At 60.7% G+C, this 20,266-nt stretch carries 17 protein-coding genes and 1 pseudogene; 9 read left to right on the forward strand and 9 right to left on the reverse strand.

The features are described from left to right. Positions 1-93: 93 nt before the first annotated feature. The 6 genes and pseudogenes from R2601_RS23190 to R2601_RS26290 form a co-directional block, all read left to right on the forward strand. Positions 94-2,214: pseudogene (locus R2601_RS23190) on the forward strand (strawberry notch C-terminal domain-containing protein); the annotation flags it as partial. 3 nt (positions 2,215-2,217) lie between these two features. Further along, complete coding sequence (locus tag R2601_RS23195; RefSeq protein WP_007803300.1) at positions 2,218-3,249, forward strand: DUF7146 domain-containing protein; 1,032 nt, start codon at positions 2,218-2,220, stop codon at positions 3,247-3,249. Positions 3,250-3,615: 366 nt separating this feature from the next. Beyond that, entirely contained in the window at positions 3,616-4,548 is a 933-nt protein-coding gene (locus R2601_RS23200; protein WP_007803302.1) for a DUF2493 domain-containing protein, read from the forward strand. Positions 4,549-4,632: 84 nt separating this feature from the next. Further along, entirely contained in the window at positions 4,633-4,905 is a 273-nt protein-coding gene (locus tag R2601_RS23205; RefSeq protein WP_007803304.1) for a WGR domain-containing protein, read from the forward strand. Between the two features lie 187 nt (positions 4,906-5,092). Beyond that, a complete protein-coding gene (locus R2601_RS23210; protein ID WP_007803306.1) occupies positions 5,093-6,268 on the forward strand; it encodes a nucleoside triphosphate pyrophosphohydrolase family protein in 1,176 nt (391 codons plus the stop codon). Beyond that, positions 6,265-6,951 (forward strand): uracil-DNA glycosylase, encoded by a 687-nt coding sequence (locus R2601_RS26290; protein WP_072704026.1) that lies wholly within the window; start codon positions 6,265-6,267, stop codon positions 6,949-6,951. Before R2601_RS23210 ends, R2601_RS26290 begins: the two co-directional genes overlap by 4 nt. Here the strand turns inward: R2601_RS26290 and R2601_RS23215 are convergent. The 9 genes from R2601_RS23215 to R2601_RS23250 all read right to left on the reverse strand — a co-directional run bounded on the left by R2601_RS23215 (position 6,948) and on the right by R2601_RS23250 (position 14,733). Beyond that, positions 6,948-7,724 carry a hypothetical protein gene (locus R2601_RS23215; protein ID WP_234168053.1) on the reverse strand — a complete coding sequence of 259 codons (777 nt, stop codon included), beginning with the start codon at positions 7,722-7,724 and terminating at the stop codon, positions 6,948-6,950. The genes R2601_RS26290 and R2601_RS23215 overlap by 4 nt on opposite strands. Further along, positions 7,696-8,379 carry a C1 family peptidase gene (locus tag R2601_RS26295; protein ID WP_217626410.1) on the reverse strand — a complete coding sequence of 228 codons (684 nt, stop codon included), beginning with the start codon at positions 8,377-8,379 and terminating at the stop codon, positions 7,696-7,698. Before R2601_RS26295 ends, R2601_RS23215 begins: the two co-directional genes overlap by 29 nt. Continuing rightward, positions 8,380-9,393, reverse strand: a complete 1,014-nt coding sequence (locus R2601_RS23220; RefSeq protein ID WP_195903889.1) for an ImmA/IrrE family metallo-endopeptidase — start codon at positions 9,391-9,393, stop codon at positions 8,380-8,382. A gap of 3 nt (positions 9,394-9,396) precedes the next feature. Next, the gene (locus R2601_RS23225; RefSeq protein ID WP_007803310.1) at positions 9,397-9,771 is read right to left on the reverse strand and encodes a helix-turn-helix domain-containing protein; all 375 of its coding nucleotides are present in this window, start codon (positions 9,769-9,771) and stop codon (positions 9,397-9,399) included. After that, entirely contained in the window at positions 9,768-10,094 is a 327-nt protein-coding gene (locus R2601_RS23230) for a hypothetical protein (RefSeq protein WP_007803312.1), read from the reverse strand. The genes R2601_RS23225 and R2601_RS23230 overlap by 4 nt, the downstream gene beginning before the upstream one ends. Positions 10,095-10,381: 287 nt before the next feature. Then, on the reverse strand, positions 10,382-11,494 hold the full coding sequence (locus R2601_RS23235; RefSeq protein ID WP_007803314.1) for a Fic family protein: 1,113 nt from the start codon (positions 11,492-11,494) through the stop codon (positions 10,382-10,384). Between the two features lie 468 nt (positions 11,495-11,962). Continuing rightward, on the reverse strand, positions 11,963-12,982 hold the full coding sequence (locus tag R2601_RS23240; RefSeq protein WP_007794398.1) for an IS110 family RNA-guided transposase: 1,020 nt from the start codon (positions 12,980-12,982) through the stop codon (positions 11,963-11,965). A 379-nt stretch (positions 12,983-13,361) separates the two neighbouring features. Continuing rightward, positions 13,362-14,003 carry a hypothetical protein gene (locus R2601_RS23245; protein ID WP_040545943.1) on the reverse strand — a complete coding sequence of 214 codons (642 nt, stop codon included), beginning with the start codon at positions 14,001-14,003 and terminating at the stop codon, positions 13,362-13,364. Positions 14,004-14,013: 10 nt separating this feature from the next. Next, on the reverse strand, positions 14,014-14,733 hold the full coding sequence (locus R2601_RS23250) for a ParA family protein (protein ID WP_007803318.1): 720 nt from the start codon (positions 14,731-14,733) through the stop codon (positions 14,014-14,016). Between the two features lie 552 nt (positions 14,734-15,285). Here R2601_RS23250 and mobC point away from each other — a divergent pair. From mobC to R2601_RS23265, 3 genes are read left to right on the forward strand one after another with little or no spacing between them, the layout of a single operon-like run. Then, positions 15,286-15,873: a plasmid mobilization relaxosome protein MobC gene (mobC, locus tag R2601_RS23255; protein WP_028095094.1), complete on the forward strand. Its 588-nt coding sequence runs from the start codon at positions 15,286-15,288 to the stop codon at positions 15,871-15,873. After that, positions 15,860-18,208: a relaxase/mobilization nuclease domain-containing protein gene (locus tag R2601_RS23260; RefSeq protein WP_007803321.1), complete on the forward strand. Its 2,349-nt coding sequence runs from the start codon at positions 15,860-15,862 to the stop codon at positions 18,206-18,208. Before mobC ends, R2601_RS23260 begins: the two co-directional genes overlap by 14 nt. Next, on the forward strand, positions 18,201-20,156 hold the full coding sequence (locus R2601_RS23265; RefSeq protein WP_040545947.1) for a type IV secretory system conjugative DNA transfer family protein: 1,956 nt from the start codon (positions 18,201-18,203) through the stop codon (positions 20,154-20,156). Before R2601_RS23260 ends, R2601_RS23265 begins: the two co-directional genes overlap by 8 nt. Positions 20,157-20,266 lie beyond the last annotated feature (110 nt).

Consider the following 20,266-nt stretch of genomic DNA (forward strand, 5'->3'; position numbering starts at 1 on the left):
CGAAGGAGAAATAATGTGAAGGACGCAGCCCCGATATCCCCGAAAAATAGCGATGGTGCCGCGTTCCTTCGCATTATCGCGTCCTCGCGATTAGCGATCATCCACAACAACCTGACCGCGGCGCTGGAGGCGGCGAACATTTCCGGCGCGGCCGACGGGCCGAGCGGGTCGGGCACACTGAACCGTCAGGCGAAATCCGCTGCGCGGTCAGCCTTCGAAAGCGCCAAACAGCGCTTCTTCGGCCATTTGCTCACCTCGATGAAGACCCCCACGCTGATCGCATCCATCGATGCCGATCTGGCTGCGGGTCATGCGGCCGTCATCCAGATCGTCTCGACGGGTGAGGCACTGATGGAACGCCGCCTGTCGGAGATCCCGACCGAGGAGTGGAACGATATCCGCTGTGATATCACGCCCAGGGAATACGTCCTCGATTACCTCGCCCATTCCTTCCCGGTGCAGCTCTACGAGCCTTTCACCGACAGCGAGGGCAATCTTTCCTCCCGTCCCGTGGTGCGCGATGGCCAGCCGGTCGAATGCCGCGAGGCCGTCCGCCGTCGAGACGCGCTGATCGAAAAGCTGGCTTCGCTGCCGCCAGTGCCGGGTGCGCTCGACCAGATCGTCCAGCGCTTCGGCACCGATCTCGTGGCCGAGGTCACGGGGCGCTCGCGGCGCATCGTGCGCAAGGGCGAAGCGCATTCGGCACGGCTCGTGGTGGAGAACCGGGCTGGAGCCGCGAACCTCGCGGAAACCCAAGCCTTCATGGATGACGAAAAACGTATCCTGATCTTCTCGGATGCCGGCGGCACCGGGCGCAGCTATCACGCCGATCTCGGGGCGAAGAACCAGCGCTTGCGGGTCCATTACCTCTTGGAGCCCGGCTGGAAGGCAGATGCGGCGATCCAGGGCCTCGGGCGCACCAACCGCACCAATCAGGCGCAACCGCCGCTCTTCCGACCGGTGGCCACCGATGTGAAGGCGGAGAAGCGGTTTCTGTCGACCATTGCGCGCCGCCTCGACACACTTGGCGCGATCACGCGCGGCCAGCGCCAGACCGGAGGCCAGGGGTTGTTCCGCCCCGAGGATAACCTCGAGTCGCCCTACGCCCGCGACGCCCTGCGCCAGCTTTACCGCCGCATCTATCGCGGCGATCTGGCCGGATGTTCGCTCGGGGCTTTCGAGGATGCGACCGGGCTCAGCCTGACCGATGACAACGGGCTGAAGGATGACCTGCCGCCGATCACGACCTTCCTCAATCGCCTGCTGGCGCTGACGATCGACATGCAGGCCGTGCTGTTCGCGGGTTTCGAGGAGCTGCTCGATCAGAGAATTGAGGGCGCCATCGCCGCTGGGGTCTATGATCTTGGGCTCGAGACCCTGCGTGCCGAGAGCTTCCGGGTGGCCGACGCACGCGTCATCTACACCCATCCTGGCTCCGGCGCCGAAACCCAGCTTCTCACCATCGCGGAAAAGCGCCGCAACACGCCGCTGTCGCTGGTTGATGCGCTCGACTGGCTGGATGATCCGAAGGCGCGTCTTCTCATTAACAGCCGCTCGGGCCGGGCTGCCGTGCAGGTTCCCGCCACCAGTCACATGCTGGACGATGGGACCATCGAGCCGCGCCTGCGCCTGATCCGCCCGCTTGATGCCAGCACGGTCCCGGCCAAGGTCATGGAGGACACCCACTGGCTCGAGGCCGACCGCGCGGCCTTCACTGCGGCGTGGACTGCGGAACTGGCCGAGGTGCCGGAGTTTTCGGACTCCACGCTGCACATCGTGGCAGGTCTGCTGCTGCCGATCTGGAAGCAGCTTCCCCAGGATGAAACCCGCGTCTACCGCCTGCAGACCGATGACGGGCAGCGCATCATCGGCCGCCGCGTCTCGCCTGCCTGGGTCGCGACCACGCTGGCCGCCGATGCGCCCAAGCTCTCGGCCGCGCAGGTCCATGCCCTCGTTCTGGAGGGCAAGACCGTGGTGCGCCTGTCGGAAGGGATGGAATTGCACCGCTCGCGCGTCATGGGCGCGAACCGGATCGAACTGTCGGGCTTCTCGGAGGCAGCCAAGGATCGGCTCAAGGCCGATGGCTTCTTCTCGGAGATCATCAGTTGGAAGCTTCGGCTGTTCTGCCCGACCGACGCCGATGGCGTCGCGATACTGGATCGTCTGCTTGCACGTTGTCCTGTCGCAAGGCTACATGATCGCGGAGGTTGTTGACCCATGTATTCCGAGACCGAAGACCTCGTGCGCGATCTGGCAGAAAATGCCGAAGGCGTCTGTCGTGCCTACCTTCCCGCCGGACGGCGGGAAGGATCCTACTGGATCGTCGGCGATCTGCAGAACAACCCCGGCCGGTCGCTCTTCGTGCGGTTGACGGGCCCTGCGTCGGGACCAGGGGCAGCGGGCAAGTTTACGGATGGGGCCACAGGCGAGCATGGCGATCTCCTGGACATCATCCGCGCCCGGACGGGGATCACGCGCTTCCCCGACCTTCTCGCCGAGGCCCGAGCGCATCTTGGCCGTCCGCAGCCGGTCGTCCCGGATAGGCAAGAGCCGAGGAAGGCCAAGGCGCCCGGTGGCACTCCCGCGGCAGCGGCGCGCTTGTTTGCTGCCTCGAACCCGATCACAGGCACGCTTGCTGAGACCTACCTCCGTTCCCGAGGCATCACCCAATTCGGGGCGAACGGCGCCTTACGCTTCCACCCGAAGTGCTGGCATCGGGAAGAGGGGCAGACCCGGAGCATCCCCAGACCGGCGATGATCGCGGCGGTTACCGATGGGGCAGGGGCCGTGCAGGGCGTGCAGCGCACCTGGTTGGCAGCTGACGGGCAGGGGAAGGCGGCAGTGAATCCAGAGCGTCGGGCTATGGGTCACCTCCTCGGCAATGCTGTCAGGCTGACCCCGCAGGATGACATCCTCGTCATCGGCGAAGGCATCGAGACCATGCTGTCCCTGTCCGAGGCAATCCCAGGTCTGCCCGTCTGGGCGGCGCTCTCTTCGGGTCACCTCGGGGCGGTCCTGCTGCCAGATGGGCTGAAGCGCCTCTACATCGCGATCGATCGCGATCCGGCCGGGCAGCGCGCGGCAGAGAAGTTGAGCGCCAGAGCCTCCGAGGTCGGGATCGGTTGCCATGTGCTGGAACCGCGGCTCGGGGATTTCAACGATGATCTTCGGGCGAACGGCAAGGACGCACTGCGCCAGCATCTGGCAGGTCAGATCGGGCCAGAGGATCGGCATCGCCTATTGGGCTGAGCTGAATCGCGCAGGGGGATGTCTGGGAGTGCGAGGCAGGGGGCAGCATCCCAGTCGTGGCTCTGGATCGTCGTCCTCACCCCATCCCGGGCCTTGCGCATCCACCCGTCAGCCCTGCGCGGCCTTCAAGAGATGGGCAGGCCGTCAAAGCGGTTGCCCCTGCAAGGTCGGCAGGGAACCTATTTCCGCCGGCGGCAGAGCCGCCTTTGCATCGCGAGACAAATAGCTTCCCTGCCGACCTCCTCCACGATGTTCCGGCCCCGGTGAAGCCGGGGTGAAGGGGCAACCGCCCCGACGGCTCGGGTCTGCCCATGAAGGCCGCGCGGGATGACGCGCGGACTAAACAGGCCCGGAGGCAAGAAACCGATGACGATCCACACCCACGACGACGCGTTTGAACCCGCCCATAGCGCATCCCAGACCGCCCATGCGCTCGACGAGCTGCAGCTCTACGGCTATCGCCCCTTTGACGAGCCCGATCCGCGCCCGATGCCCGAAGGGCAGCGCCTCGCGGTCGCCGTCGCCGACATCTTCGACGCCCTCGTCGCGACCCTGGAAGACACCCGCATGGAACCCGACCTCGAAGAAGTGCTCTGGGGCCAGGTCAACCTCTTCCACCGCGCCACCGCCCGGATCGAGCGGTCGCTCGATGAGAACGAACAGGCGCAGCGCCGCCTTCAACGCGAGCAGGACGGCTCCGAGGTGAAATCCGTCGAACTCGAGCGCCTGACGGCCGAAGGCCTGACCCTCGTCGAACGGCGCAACTGCATGGACATGATGCGCGATCACGCCGCCACCGAGTTCGTCCATCACACGGGATCGACCTGGCGACCCCGCACCGGATCGATGGTGAACCGCCAGCACATGACCGCAGCGCTCATCGACAGCCGCGATTTCCTGGCCGCCAAGCGCCGCGCCGAGACCGAGGTAATGCTGCCCGCAGGCCCCAAGGTCGCCCTCACCGGCGGGACCGATTTCAACGATCACCGCCTGATCTGGGGCAAGCTCGACCAGGTCCGGACTAAGTATCCCGACATGGTCCTCCTGCACGGTGGCAGCCCGAAGGGCGCAGAGCTCATCGCCGCCAAATGGGCCGAAGCCCGGGGCGTGACGCAGGTGGCCTTCAAGCCCGACTGGACCAAGCACGCCAAGGCCGCGCCCTTCAAGCGCAACGACGCGATGCTGGATGTGCTCCCGGTCGGGGTCCTTGTCTTCCCCGGAACCGGTATCCAGGAAAACCTCGCCGACAAGGCCAAGAAGCTCGGCATCCCGGTCATGAAGTTCGAGAAGGGGGCGTGAGCCCCCTTTCCCTGTTCGGGAGAGAACATTGTGGAAACACGGACATACACTTGGTATCGTTGTCGCAGACGAGGTGACCGCAAAATGTTCGATGAAGCGCAGCAAATGGAGGTGTTCCCGACGACAGTCGATCTCAAGCGGATCGACCCGTCTCTCAACATGCGGCGTTTCTATCGAATGAGCGTTCAGCAAGACCTGTTTGGCGGCGTGAGCCTGGTGCGGGAATGGGGTCGGATCGGTTACCGTGGCCAGATGCTGATCGAGCAACACGATGACGAGGGCAGGGCGGTCAACGCCCTGATGAAGCTGTCGGCGACGAAGAAGCGGCGTGGGTACCAGTCGTCATCCAAGATGTGATCCGCGCACCAGAAGACCGCTTTCTGATTGCTCCAGCCCTTGCCGTTCGGTGTGCCTAGCTTCGGTTCTTGGAAAGTCTGATGAGCGCAAAGTCACTTTTTCTTGCCGGACTGACCGCAATCGATTCAAATGACAGATACAAGATATAGGTGGCCTCGCATTCAGCTATCACACATTTGGAGGACAGATGTCAGACGATTTCATTCCATTGTCAGTTCAGGATTTCTCAACGGATGCGCTTGCGACGGACCTTCGGCGGGACGCGGATTCCCTCAACTTCCCTTTGCTTGGCCTCTTTGGAGAGGTCGGGAGCCTTCTCTCTGAAGTGAAGAAGAAGCAGAGAGACCCGATCTCCTATCGCGCCTACGCGGCTGCGGTTACAGAGGAACTCGGCGACGTACTTTGGTACTTCAACCTAGTTGCTGCTAGGGCAGAAATCTCGTTCGCCGATATTGTCACCAACCTTGCCAGCGATAGCGAGAACTGGCTATCCGCAACGGGTGTGCCGCTCACCTTTGAGGCTTTGCAGCCGTCTGTACTGACCGCTGGACAGTCACCGTCACCGGCTTTCGAAGCAACCCTCATCGAGTTGGCGGCTGCAACCGGGCTTCTTATGGCCGATCAATCGAACAACGAGCTCCAAAGGGATCGCCGACGTCTCGGACCCCGACTTGTCGCGATTCTCGAGATACTCATTCGCGCGGCCAATGAAGCGGGCGTCACGCTGGAAGCTGCGGCCATCAAGAATCGAGCAAAGACGACAGACCGATGGCCCATCCAGAAGGCATACCCGCCCTTCTTCGATGCGGACTTGCCCCCGGAAGAACAGCTGCCCAGAAACCTCAAGATCAACATCTTTGAACGGGAGGTTGGTGGCAAACGCTACGTCTTCCAGACCTGCAACGGCCTCAACATCGGGGATCGACTGACGGACAACGCTATGACACCGGATGACTACAGGTTCCATGATGTCTTCCACTATGCCTACGTCGCTATCCTTGGCTGGTCGCCGGTCACTCGTTCCCTTTTTCGGTTGAAACGTAAGAGTCGGCCAAAGATCGACGAGGCCCAAGACGGAGCCCGCGCCGCATTGATCGAGGAGGGGATCGCGACTTGGATTTTCGGACAGGCCATGGAGATGGATTTCTTTCAAGACCTGAAGGCCGGGGAGTTGCCGTTCGACCTATTGAAGCAGGTCAGACAGTTCGTTCGCGGCTACGAAGCCGAGAACTGTCCGACCTGGCTGTGGGAAGAGGCCATCCTGCAAGGATACGCAGCATTTCGCTATCTGCGTGAACATCGCCGTGGAACTGTTATCCTAGATGCCGTAGAGCGGCGGCTAAACATCGAGCCGTTGACATGAACACTCCAGAATCCTTTGTCGAAGAACTTGCCGCTGTCGATTTGGTGAACACCTTTAATCCGTACAGCGACATCTGCCCCATTCACGATACCGTCGATGCTGCGCGCGCTCGACGCGAGAACCTGAAGCGGTGTCTTGAGGCCGCGATGAATGCCCGTGCTGATACTATCTGGATAGCAAGGGACCTCGGGTACCGGGGGGGACGGCGTACCGGAGTACCCTTGACCGACGAAGCACATCTCACGGAAGCTGAACATCTGTTTGGCGGAATAACCCTTGCTCGGGCCACGACAGGACCGGCACTTGCCGAACGTACGGCGACAGTCACTTGGCAGCTTCTTTCGTCAATTGGCAGGCCAGTAATGCTGTGGAATGTGTTTCCGCTTCACCCGCACGCGCCAGATGATCCCATGACCAACCGCTCACATCGCAAAACGGAGCGTTCGGCAACCTGGCCATTTCTGTTGGCACTCCTGGAGATGCTTCAACCTAAACGCTTGGTGGCAATTGGGCGTGATGCGGGAGAAGCTCTAGCAGATTTGGACCTTCCTGTATCTCAGGTCCGCCATCCGAGCTATGGTGGGCAAAGTGAGTTCATTGCGGGCATCGAGGCAATATACAATCTCTCAAGTTCGGCCCGGCGACCGGAAACGGCAACTCTGCCTTTCGCTGAGTTTGCCTAGGTATTGGCTGCAGACAGACCATCAATCTCGTCAAGGAGTGCTCGAAGCTCGCCGCGTGTTGTAGTCCCCCCGCAGGTTGATCGTGGCAGGTCGATTGTCGCATGTGACGACAGCACGGTCAGGGATCCAATATTGAGTCCAGCTTCAGTGGCCACAAACGACATCAACTGGCCGAGACCAACCAAGTTTCCGAGTAGCTTTTCGACATAGTAGTGGTTCCGGTAGATCGCTGTGAGTGTGAGCGTCTCCGGATTCCCTGCCAACAGTTTGAAGCTGAGAAAACTGAGGCACTGTCCGCCGTAAGGGGAACGATCAACGTCGCGAGCAGGATCGAAAAGAGCAAGCTCAAATTTGTTCCTTGCCCTGACCGTCGGGTCCCTCATACGCGTGACGATGTCCCAAAGCGGATTGCCGGCCGGGGCGCCGGGCCAATCGACCATCCGCTCGAAATAATATCCTGACCATCTTTCGTTGCGTCGTACCGTGGGCAGAACTCGGTCGCGAAACCGGTCGAAGAATTCCGGGGCACCATATCTGTGATAGAGCGCCTCCGGAAAGATCGTGTTGGCGATGGTTCGGACGGATTTGTCGTGCCGTAGCAAGAATTCATTGACGGCATTGACGCTCGCGTCGCTCAACTTTGCCCCGGCGGTCGGGTCATCAACAGACATCAGGACGTTGTGCGCCTCATGTCCGGGTTCGCTATCAACGCAACGAACCGCTTCGCGCCAAGTTCTTACACAATCAGGCTGTGGCGGAATGGCCAGATACATCGCATTCGTCCGTCAATATTGCCAAGGCATACATGTGCTTAGCCAGAAAATCCTCAGTTAGCCAAGCATACCCGCTCAAACCCCAGGTTGGTCCCCAGCTATTTCGCACCAGAATGACACGTTTCGTCGCCGCTTCCCCATAGCCGACCGCGATAACGGCATGTCGCGGCGCCGGAAAAACTTCGTCACCGGTGATTTGGTCGATGACTCCATCCGATGGCGGATTAAAGAAACTTCTCGTCAGGACTGAAAGAACAATAGCAGGGACGTTGGAATCCAACGCATCGCAAACTCGATCGACTTCGTGACTGGTCTTCTGACCTTCGCGCCCAAATAAATTTCCGACGGATGATGGGGGGCGATAGTGCCTCAGGTCCGTGGGCAAACGCGGAATGTACGGCCATCCACTTTCCGATGGCTGGCCGGTATCGCGAAGCGTGGCCAACATGTCGTCGAGAAATGCTCCCTTATTTGGAGAGCGCCCGGTACGTTTTTGTGCATGGTAGAAGGCGAACTCACATGACAGAGGATCCCAGCCGCTGCGCAATGCAGCATGGGCGTCGCTGGCGGCAAACGCCAAGCAAGTTGGTCGCGCACCTTGATCCCTGACGGGCCCAAATTTCGCCCGTAAATCTACGTTTATCGTCACTGTCACTCAAGCGGCCTCCAGGAGTCTTCGCCGCTCAGCACGTGAAAGGCCTTCACCTTCGGGGCCTGTCAGGTCGAGGTCCAACTCGAGCCTGGAGAAGCTCTGATTGTGATCCCAGGGTCGTGTTTCATCCAACACAAGGCGACCTCGGTACTCTTCCGGAGGCATTGCCGTGACGCGTCGTATTCCAGGATCACCGACGCTGTCTGTTTCGATCGCTTCGATTTCATTACTGACGATGGCGAATCCGCTCTCCTGCAATTGATGGATGTTCCAGAGGTATCCTCCATTGCTGTGCTCGGTGAGCTTGAGGACGAATAGATCGTTACGACTGCCATCAATCAGCGCTCCAGCGTCGCGTTCGGTAAGTAGCCATACATCGCCCCGGTAGTTTGTCGGTCGATGATCAGCGAGAAGAGCTTCTTTCAACGCCTTTGGCTTTGTCTGCAAAAGCTCGCGGGCCTGCTTCGCAGCAATCATCCTGTACCGAACCAGGGTCCAGCACAACGCCTCGTAGCTCACCCCAAGTCGCAGACTGAACTGGTAAATCACGTTTGCGCGTCGAAAGTCTGGCACAGTCCAATTCTGCCGCCTCATATGTAGGGCGAGCAGCCATTTGGGCATGAGAAACGCGACTGCGAAAGCGTCGGCTTCGACTTCTTGATAGTCGTGGCCCGGATCGAAATTGGCTGGCATTCGACGGAGGATACTTGCTTCATCGTCGAGGCTGGGTTGATGGTTCAGAAGACAATGGCCGAGCTCATGTGCGGCCGTAAATCGCTGGATACTCATGGGGCGCTGAGTGGTGACGAGAATCCCTTGCGATGGGGCATTAAGATATGCTCCGAGCAAGCCGTCGAGCGGCCGTAGAAGCAAAGGCACGTCAAGTTCATTGATGAGAGCAAAAACGTTGACTGAACCGCCTGACGTTTCGAGCCGCTCTCGCACGCCTAGTTGCCGGTGTGCTCGAGCCGCCGCAGCTGCTCCGCCGCGAACTGCCTGCGAATAATTGGAAACCACTGGTTACTCCTGGGTTGCGGCCGAGCGGGCGCGCAAGTACTCGGCAAAACGCCCCAGTTCATCCCGGTCTTGCCGAGACAAGTCTGCGGCTTGTCGTGCAAGGTGCGCTACATCTACCGGCAAACTCCCAGCTGCATCGTCTTCTCCGATGAAATACGCGACCGGTTGTCGATACAGCTTCGCGAGCCGGTTCAACTCCAGAGCCTCGACACGGCGGTTTCCGGCCTCGATCTCAGACAACGCGGTTCTCTGGATCTTGAGGTACTGGGCCACCTCGTCTTGCTTTAGACCCAAATACCGACGTGCTTCCCGCAGCCGCTCCCCCATCTCCTGCCGAGCTTCTTGGTCATCGTCGTTGGTCCGCTTGGCGACGCTCATGCTGACACTCCATTCTTCTTCTTCCACTGCTGTTCCAGCCGCGGGATTAAGTGATCCAATGCGTCTTGCACCGAGTTGTATCCGCCAGTGCGTACCGTCGCATCCGCCGGCGTAAAGCCAAGCACTGGTTCGACCGCGCACAAGAGCTCCACAACTACAAGAGAGTCCATCGGTACAGGTGCGACTGCCGCCACCCCAGATGATGCGGGCAGTACAATTCCGTGCATGCTGGCTTCAGCCTCCGCCGCGAGCATGAGCTCGTCACGAAGCACAAGTTCCAGATCCTGCTTCGGAAACAGTTTCGTCTTGGTGGTCGTTTGCATCGTCCATGTCCGAATAGCTGTCTTGCTCTCAATATAATGTCGGAAAATCCAACACGCAAGACCGTTCACCATTCGCTTTCGGGCAGGCTTGAGTCATCCCGAGCTTTTCCGGGATGCGACCAAAGGGGTATCTGTGCTGCGGAAACAAAGATTTGCCGGACAAGCACCGGTTGTGACGAAGTGTGTCGGGCGCGTTCCCAAGCCCACCAACGTGAGCTCAAGTCTCGGATCATGTTACATAAAACGAATTATCGGATTTTTTATAAATTGTTGTTTTCATGCAATTTTTATTCACTCCAGTCGAGTTTCAACCAGTATCGCGTGTGCCTCCGCTCGCCGGTTCGAGCGAGCACGCCCTTCTCGACCAGATCCTGCAGATCGCGGGTCGCGGTCGCGCGTGAGGTTCCGGTGATCTTGAGGTAGTTGTCGGCGCTGAGGCCGCCTTTGAAACCGCCAGGGCCTTCCCGCAACATTCGAGCGATGGCCTTGGCCTGGCGTTCGTTCAAGTGGTCTCTGTGACGATCGTAGAAGTGTGCCTTGCTGATGAAGAAGCCGACGCGGTCGAGTGTTGCCTGTTGGGCTTTCAAGACAACTTCCGCGAACCAGACGAGCCAATCGGTCACATCGAGCGTTTTTTGATGCTGCTCGAGCTGGTCGTAGTATGCCTTGCGCTGCTTCTCGATGGTGAAGGCGAGCGAGATGAGGGTCGGCTGGCCAATATTCTGCGCCAGCGACTTTTCAGCGAGGGCGCGACCCAAGCGTCCGTTGCCGTCTTCGAATGGGTGGATGCTCTCGAAATAGAGGTGGCTTAGCCCTGCGCGCGTCAGCGCTGGAAGCGGCTCTGCTCCCCCCGGCCCGGTCTTGTTGTACCAATCCGCGTATCGCTCCATCTCAGGCATGACCCGCTCCGAGGGCGGCGCTTCGAAATGGATCGTGGGCCGGTCAAGGCGGCCGGAAACGATTTGCATCGCCTCGGCGTGTTGTCGGTAGGCCCCGATGGTTTCCAACCGACTGTCATGGGACAGGAGCATTCGATGCCAGCGGTACAGCGTCTCATGGGTCAGCGGCTCTGCAAAACTGGAATAGACGTCGACCATCATTTCCGCGACGCCCTGTTCGCGCGGTTTGGCAGGGTAGCTGTCCGGATCGAGGCCCAGATGGCGGCGCAACGAAGACTGGACACTGAGCCGGTCGAGGATTTCACCCTCGATGGCGCTCGTCTGCATTGCTTCCTCGCTGAGCAGTTCGATGCGGAGTTGCTCGCGCTCCGGCTGGCTGACATGATGGACCGCGCCGAGGATTTCTCCGGACGACAGCAGGAACGTCTGCTCAAACGGCTCCAGCGCGGAGGCGTCATACCGGAAATCCGGCCAATCAGGCAGCGTCCAGTTCCAAGCCATGAGTTATAGATATCCTTTCTATAACTCACAGATAGATCACTTTTGAGGCATAGAAGTCAACTCTATCGCTCAAAGGACCTGCGGGATGGGATGACCCACAAACCGACGCGAGGCCTTGAGCTAGGCCTTTTCAAGGTGCGTCAGATCTTGCTGACGCGGTCTGGGGGTCTTCGGATCGACTGGGTTCTGTTCCGTCGCTTGAATGAATGGTTCATAGCGAACGTCCTGTGTGGATGGCCCCCGCATAGCAAGGCTTAAATGAGATTGCGTGTACCTTTTCAGAAGCGGTCTTGTGTCCGGCCTGTTGATGCGGTCATCGCCGCTGGCCCTGATGGGATCCGCAGATCAGGTTCCTATCTGCTTTGCGGGCAATGGCGCCCGGGACATTCGTCGGAGCGTCCTGATCGTTGCGGCTGAACGGTACACCATCACATCGTTGGTCTTGCTATCTCGTTGGCGCGCGCCGTCTCATACGGCGTGCGGCTTGTAGGGCTCGTCTCTGGTCAATACAGCCCACATGATCCGGGCCGTCTTGTTCGCCATGGCGACAGTCGCAAGCCGCGCTGGCTTTCTCTGCAGCAGCTTCGTCAGCCAGGGGTCGGCGCGCTCGGGGCGGGTCGCAACTTGCCGGATGCGCGATGTCATACCGACAACGATAAGCTGGCGTAGGTATCGGTCACCCATCTTGGTGATCTTTCCCAACCGCTCTTTACCACCGCTGGAATGATTGCGTGGTGTCAGGCCAAGCCACGCCGCAAACTCTCGACCGCTCCGGAATTGGCGGCCCGACCCAATCGTAGCGGCCACGGCCGAGGCAGTGACGGGCCCGACGCCGGGAATGGTCTGCAGGAGTTGAGCTTGGCGGCTGAGACGGGCCTGAATACGCATCGTGATCTCGTACCAGCCGAGGCGATTGTGCAGATCGACCAACTGTCGGCTGAGGACGCGCAGAACGTCCTGGGCCAGATCGGGCAGTTCCGGCTGCTTGCCGTCGATGATGGACCTGGCGAACTCGATGGCGCGCGCGACGCCCCGAGCGATGGTGATCCCGAACTCCGCTGCAAGGCTCCGGACCATGTTGATCAGCTGCGTCCTCTGGCGCACGATGAAGTCACGCGCGCGGTGCAAGGACAAGAGTGCCTGCTGCTCCTCGGACTTGATCTCGACGAAGCGCATCGTGGGCCTTGTCACGGCTTCGCAGATCGCTTCGGCGTCGACCGCATCGGACTTGCCACGCTTCACGTAGGGTTTGACGTACATTGGCGGCATCAGTCGGACGGTATGGCCGAGTTGCGAAAGCTCCCGCGCCCAATGGTGGCTCGATGCGCAGGCTTCGATGCCGATGAGGCAGGGCGACAGTCGCTCGAAGAACGCCAGCACCTGCGCCCGTCTCAACGGTCGGTTGAAGGCAACCTCTCCGGTCCCGGTCACTCCGTGGACTTGAAAGATGTTCTTGGCCAGGTCGAGGCCGACGGTGGTAACTTGCATGGGGTGGCTCCTTTCGATCGCAGATTCTGACACCTGCAGTATGGCGTGTTGCGACGCCGGGAGCGGGAGCCATCCACCCCATCTGCCATGGCGCCGTCGAACCAGGCAGGCTGCACGTCGCCATTGTTCCATTGGTACAGGTAGCCAACCAGATTTTCAGATGTCTTGCAGAGGATGCGCATGATCGGTTCGCCAGTCAGGCGGGGCTTCGTGTTCATAATGCGTTCCTCCTAAATGGACCTCGTAACTCGTCACCACTGAGGTCTGAAAATCTATATGACGCTCAATAGCGCCACGTTTTCCGCAACTGCAAGGCGAGCTTCTGCCGTTGGGCGAAAATCCACCGGCGAAATGCAAGTTATCTTTTCAGATAGATCTCTTACGGTGTGTGCTGCTCATGCGGCGATGCAGCGCGAACGGCAATTTCTTCCAAGATTTTGTCGATCTCGCCCCATATGCGTGGTTCCACTTGGCCGCGGATCAGAGCCCATTTACTCAAGACGTCGAGGGGGTCGTGGTCCCGAAGGAGCATACCCAGGCTGGCCGCATCGACTGCCAGTGATGTCCGGGCCTGCCACTGCGTGTTTCGAGTGCGCCGCTCCTCAGCAATTGGCGCGAAGACCGGCGACAGTTGCCAGCCTTTGACTGCACGGCGCAGGGCGGCACGCACCACATGTGCCGGCTCAACACCACAAGTTTCCAGCGCTGCTTCCTGTCGTTCGAGTGCGTTGACCCTGATGTCGATCTTCCGGGTCGGGCTCAAAGCTCGTGCCGAAACGGGAGCTCTCAGGCTGGTATGCGGGTCAGAGCTTTCCGCGGTGACTTGGTGCGGCGCCACGGCACTTTTCGGCGCACGCTCTGACTCGTGCCGATCAGCGCCAACGTCAGCGACTGGGGTGCCTGTCTTTGTTGCTGTGACCTGTACCTCTTCCTCCTTCTCGGGAACCTCGCGGTCACCCTGTTGCAGGGTGGCGGCGTAGGCTGGGTCGGGCCTAGTGATGGTCGGGATCTTCTTGCGCAATCGACTGTCCTCACGCAGCAAGAATGTTGTTGAGAATGTCCGTCGCCTCCTCAAGCGCCTCGACGACATGACGTACATGTGGACGCATAAGGGGGTTCGGATCGGATTGCTTTTCCAGCGCCAAGGCGTGGAGAAGCCCCTTCTGATCCATCTCCTTGTAAGTGTTTCGTCGCATCATGACGGTCTCAATCACCGGAAAACGGGTGAGCGCTTCTTCAATCAGGGCGGCGTCAGCACGGGTCGTTTTCGGGTCGACCATGTTGAGGACGACGTGGTGGCGCGGAAGGCTGGAGGGGTCGTCAACACGGGATTTCAGTTTCTCAAACCAATCAGAAGTCTGCGCTCCGACATCGAAATCAGACGTCGACAGCATGACGGGCGTCACGATGTGGTCCGCAAGCACCGCAATGCCGTCTGACCATTCGGCACCGACCCCTGCGGTATCGATGAAGATGAAGTCTGCCGTGCCTGCCATGTAGACCTGATTGATCTGATCCTCGACACCCGCCACGCTTTCGACGGTGACCGAGCAGAGAAGCGGCGAACTCAGCCCACCGGTTTCCGCCCGAGCATGCCAGGCACCGAGTACTCTCGTGCTGTCCGTGTCGATCAACATCACTCTGCGTCCGGCGGCGATCGCGGCGCTGATCAAGGCGCGCGAAAGCGTCGTTTTTCCACTGCCCCCTTTCCGGGCCATCGCTGCGATCACCACAAGATTTTCGTTCGGCATTCTGATCCTCCGCAAAAATAGTGAATCGCAACGATAATACCCAAATGTCGCTAAACGCATGAGGCGGAGGGGTCAAGCAGAAGTCGGGATGCGACCCGCGTTTGGCATGCAGCGGGCGGCGTTGTGCGATGACCGTGCGACGTCTGCCGTGGCGCCATCAGCATTCGCCGCGGGGCATCACACACCCTCCAAGTGTCGGGATACGCTTGGCGATGCGCTTCGGACAGAATGCAGGTGACGGTTAGCGCGCTCCAGACGACGGGAGGCAGTCTCGCGTATGTCGTTCTGCGGGTGACGCGAGCCGGTTAGCACGCAGCAAAACCCGTCTTGCGGGGTGCAAGAGACGGGGCGCGAAAGACGCGATGCGCGATGCGGAGACCGCATCGCGTGGTGCAATGAGCGCGACGCGCGATCCATTTGACAAAGGACGGAAAATCGCCCCTGCAGGGCGATTTTCTACATTGAGTACAAGCCCTTATGGTCGACTCCACTTGCGTTGGGAGTCGGCGGGCTTGTACGAAGTTGGCAAGAAATAGGAACGTTAACTTCAAAATGCCCCGCCGCCGCAGACTGTCAGTGATCGAACGATCGACCATCTCCCAAGAGCGCCGGAACGGCGTCTCCGCGGTGTCGTTGGCAGCCCGCTACGATGTCAGCCTGAAGACGATCTACAACGTGGTGAACCACTGGGATGAGCGTCAGACAGCGAACGGCAGCCGATCGCGGGTTGTGGGGATCCGGGTCTCGGACGACGACCTGCGCCGGTTCGACGCGGCGCTGTCGCGGCGCGGGATTGCGCACCGCTCGGATGCCATGCGCCGCCTGATGCTGGCGGCCGAAGGTGTTTTCCTGCCCGACGACGAGATGTGTGACGAGTTGCGCAACCTCGGCGCCGCGCTCAACCGGGTCGGCAACAACGTGAACCAGATCGCGCGACGTCTGAACGAGGCCAAGGTGCGGGGCGAGAGACTGTCCTACCCGGCCTCAAGTCACCGTGACGTCCGCGCCCTTGCGGGTCTGGTCTTCGATCTGGCCGACCAGGTCCAGGAGATGTCGCGTGCGCGGCGCAGCGTGCTGGACCTTGAGATCAGCTCTGCCCTGGCGGGCCTCGCCGAGAGGAATGAGAATGGCGCGGAGTGACCGGGTCCGTGGCATCGACCCGGCGCTATTTGACCGCGGCTGGAGCCGAGTTTCGGGATCCTGGCAGGGGCTTTCCAGGGGCGCGCAGATGGTTCGGGCCGCGCGCGGCTATTCGCCAGCGATCTTCAAGGCTATCTCGAAAGGGGGCTGTCACACCGGGGCGCAGCTACGGGCTCAGCTCACATATCTCACAACAAAGTCGACCCATATCCTCGACAGTCGCGGCACCCATGACGGGAAGAAGCAGCTCTCGGAAGCCGAGATCAACCGAGTGGCGCGGCGGTTCGAGAACCAGTGGAACGAGCGCTACAGCCCCAAGCTTGGCCATACGTCGCATCTGCTGATGGCATTCCCGGTTGGGACCAGGGGTGAAGAGGTGCGCGATATCACCCAGGCGGTCTGCGAGAAGTTCTTTCAAGGTGAGGGGTCGCAATTCGACTATATTGCTGCAATACACCAAGATCGCGCGCATCCACATGCGCATATTGTTCTGAACCGCCGCAGCAAGGATGGCGAAATGTTCTTTCTCGGGAAGGATCATCACTTCAACTACGACGCCTTTCGCGAGGCGATGGTCGAGGCGGCCCGGGTTCATGGGATCCGCCTTGAGGCGACGCGTCGTCTGGATCGCGGCGTCACGACCTACCGCGCCGAGATCGATGAAATCTACAAGGCTCGCGACGAAGGTCGTCCCCCAGTTGAGCGCCAGAGAACCGGCGCGGACCTGGGGGCCGCTCTGGAAACCGTCAGGCACAAGGCGTTGATCTACCGTGGGCTCGCGGCGGAGGCGTCACGTTCGAATTTCGACGACGTGGCCGAAGCGCTCGAGCGGGCCAGCACCATCCTTGCCAGTGGCGGTCAGATGCAAGCTGACGGAGCCATCTACATGTCCCAAGACGAAGCAGCGTTCGACACGCTGATCACCGAGTTTTCTCAGAACATTCGCCAGATCGAGGCGGCGATCGACAGGGCGCCGGCGGCCGAGAGGCCGGTGATCGAGCGCAAGCTGACCGACGTTCTGGCCTCGGTCGCGCATTTGAACCCGCTCGGGGATCGCTCCGCCGCCCTGGTCGATGCTCCGTCCCGGGACGGCATCTATGCAAGGCCAAACGCCAGTGAAGATCACCTCGCGCGTCTTGACGATGGAGAGGTGGCACCAAAGCTGGCCGAAGCGTTGCAAGGCACGGGCATCGATGCCGAGGCTGTGGCCGCGCGCCTGCGGGAGGGGGCAGGCAATGCCGCATTGGAGCGCCAGTGGCTGGCACAGGATCTGCAGGGGATTGCCAAAGCAAGCGACCTCGATCTGGAGAAATCTGCGGACCGGGAAGACGCGCTCGACCGGCTGGAAGCCGTGCATGTTCGGCTGGGCGATGTTTTGACCGATGTACGCGTCCTGCGCGCGCCAACCGAGGTCGACGAGGTGGATGACGCTGAGGCAGCGCTTGGTGAACGGTTGACGACACCTGGGAGTGATCTCGCGCAAGATGGGTCCGACATCTTTGCCCCATCGGAGCGGCAGGCGTTCAGAGCGCTGGTGGCGCAGTTCCGCCGGACGGATTTCGATCATCCGTTCTTCGACGACCCGTCCGTCCGGCGGGCAGGTGCCGTGGAGGTTGAAGAGGCCCGCGCCGCGTTCGACGTCTACGCGCAGAAATCGCCGCAACATGCCGAACTGGCCTCAATGGCCTGGGAACAGATCACCGACAGTCGAATGCCGCCGCAATATGCGGTATCCGAGCAGGACCGCACGCTTCATGCTGGCGACATGGACCTCGCCTTGCGGGATCCTTCGGATCATCTCGGTCCGATTGCCGAAGAGCTCCGCACCCTCGCCCGCTATCGCACGGAGATGCCGGATGATGAATTCGGGAAGGCCGTCCAGGACGAAATCAATCACCTTCGTTCGCTAGGCGCGTCGCGTGCCTATATCAGCGAGCGCAGTTTCGAGATCGAGGACCAGGCGCGACAAGACTACGCCGAGCGCCGGTATCTGGAAGAGACAGCGCCAACCGTCATGGCCTTTGTGCGAAACGCCGACGTCGAGGGCCCGCTCTCCGAGTCAGAGCAGCAGGACATCGTCCGGCAGATAAACGAGCGACTAAGCCACGACGCAATCGACGCGCTGCGGGCCGGTAACGCGGACGTCCTGGACACATTCACCGAGGATCCGCTGCGCCAGCTGGAACTCGCCAAGACCTATCTCCAGAGCAGCGAGGTCACTGCGCACGGCCCGGCGATGGAGCGCGTTCTCGATGCATTGGCGGAAGAACAGATAGAGGCGCAGCGCGCACGCCACGCTGCGGCAGATGGCGAGAAGGGGATCACCCATGGATAAAGGCAAGATTGCCTTAGGAGTGTTGAGCCTCGTGCTGGTCGGTCTCGCCATGGGCTATGTCGTGGCGACCGGCTTTGTCATGTTCCGCTATGGGCTTTCTCCCACCCGTTTCGACGTCACCCTGCTTGCCCGCGAATATCGGGGTCTGTCTCAGTCTGCACCGAAAGACTTCCTCTGGGTGAACCTCATCCTTGGCAGCTTCGGCCTGGCATCGCTGATGCTGAGCGTCACGCTTCTGGGGGATGCATTGACCCGCTTCGGGACGACGCATTGGCAGACCCGCAGCGAGATGAACAGGAACGGTTTCTTTGCCAAGCCCGACGGTGGCTTCCTTCTGGGCAAGCTCGGCTCCCCGAAATCCAAGCGCCCGTTCCTAGTCTCAAAAACCTTCCCCCACGCGCTGATCGTGGCGCCTACAGGCCGGGGCAAGGGCGTGGGGTTCGTGATCCCGAACCTGCTGACCTACAAGGGCTCCGCCGTGGTGCTCGACGTGAAAGGCGAGAACTTCCGCGAGACCTCGCGCTTCCGCGCCAGCATGGGGGACAAGGTTTTCCGCTTCGCGCCGACCGACTGGGACCGACCAACACATCGCTATAATCCGCTGGCGCGCATTGCTGCCATGACCAACCCCGACCGGCAGCAGATGGAGCTTAAACTCACCGCGAAGCTCTTCCTGCAGACCGACAACGAAAAGCTGAGCGGCCTTCTCGCAGGCGGTATCGACTTGTTCGTGGCGGCCGGTCTTCTGGCCTTCGAGCGCGGCGTGCCGACCATCGGCGAGATCTACCGCATCACCGCCTCGGGGGGCGACAAGCAGAAGGAATATCTGAAGCGTTCGCAGGAGGTGAAGAACACCTCGGCCAAACTGATCTTCGAGCGTATGGCCTCGACCAACAACGACACCCTCACCTCCTACCTCTCGCTTCTCATGACATCGGGTCTCGACACCTGGGACAACCGCGCGATCGACGCGGCCACCGCGACCTCTGACTTTTCCTTCCGGGATATCCGCCGTCGCCCACATGCGATCTATCTTGCGGTCGAATCCGAGATGATCCGCCCGCTTGCCCCGCTGATCCGCCTCTTCTTCTCGGACCTGATCGCCTCGCTGCAAGCACAGGAACCCGGCGATGACGAGCCCTGGCCGGTGATGATCATGCTCGACGAGTTTGACCGGCTCGGGAAAATGCCAATCGTCGCCGAAAGCATAAAGACGCTGCGCTCCTTCGGCGGCAACCTCGCCATCGTGACCCAGACGATCCCGGCGCTGGACGAGATCTATGGTGAAAACACCCGCAGGTCGCTGCAGGGCGGCGCCGGGGTAAAGCTCTACCTCACCCCGTCCGAGCAGAAGACCATCGAGGAATTGAGCCAGGCTGTCGGCAAGACCACCAAGCGTGTGGTGACCCGCTCCCGTGCTGTTGGACGCAATCCATTCGAAGGGCGCAGCGTCTCGGAGAGGACAGAAGATACCCCGCTCCTGACCGAGGATGAGGCCCGACGCATGGACCTCGACGAGGTCATCCTCGTGATCGACGCGCAGATGCCGATCCGGGCAAGAAGGGTGAAGTATTTCGAGGACCCGGCGTTGAAGGTTCTGCACGCCTGTCAATCGGGAAGCTTCCCATATCCGGACGAGGACGGCCTGCGGCGGGATCGGCAGATGTCTGAGACCCGGGAAACGGTGGAGAGGTTGAAGCAAGAACTGCAGGAAGTGCGGGCGGCTGCGGGACCGCGGGAAGTCGGCCACAATGTGCCTAACGCATCGAAAACTGACCCTGTCAGCGCAGCGAAGGCCCGCGGCCGCGCGGCTCGTGCTGCTGCAAGCGGAGGTGGCCAAGGTCAACTGTCGCTTGATGTTGAGGGCCTAGGTATCACGAACACAGACCGGACAACGCTTGCTTCGGCAGTTCAGACAACGAGAGCTATCATCGCGGAGCACGGATGAGTTTCGCAGGAGTTGACGTTCATTCTCCTCGCGGCGAATGTAACTGAAGAGCCCAGACTCACCGATGCTGCGGGGCGCGCGAATGTCGGCTTTCGTCCGGCGCGTCGCAC

Source organism: Salipiger bermudensis HTCC2601, assembly GCF_000153725.1.
Taxonomy (GTDB): Bacteria; Pseudomonadota; Alphaproteobacteria; order Rhodobacterales; family Rhodobacteraceae; genus Salipiger; species Salipiger bermudensis.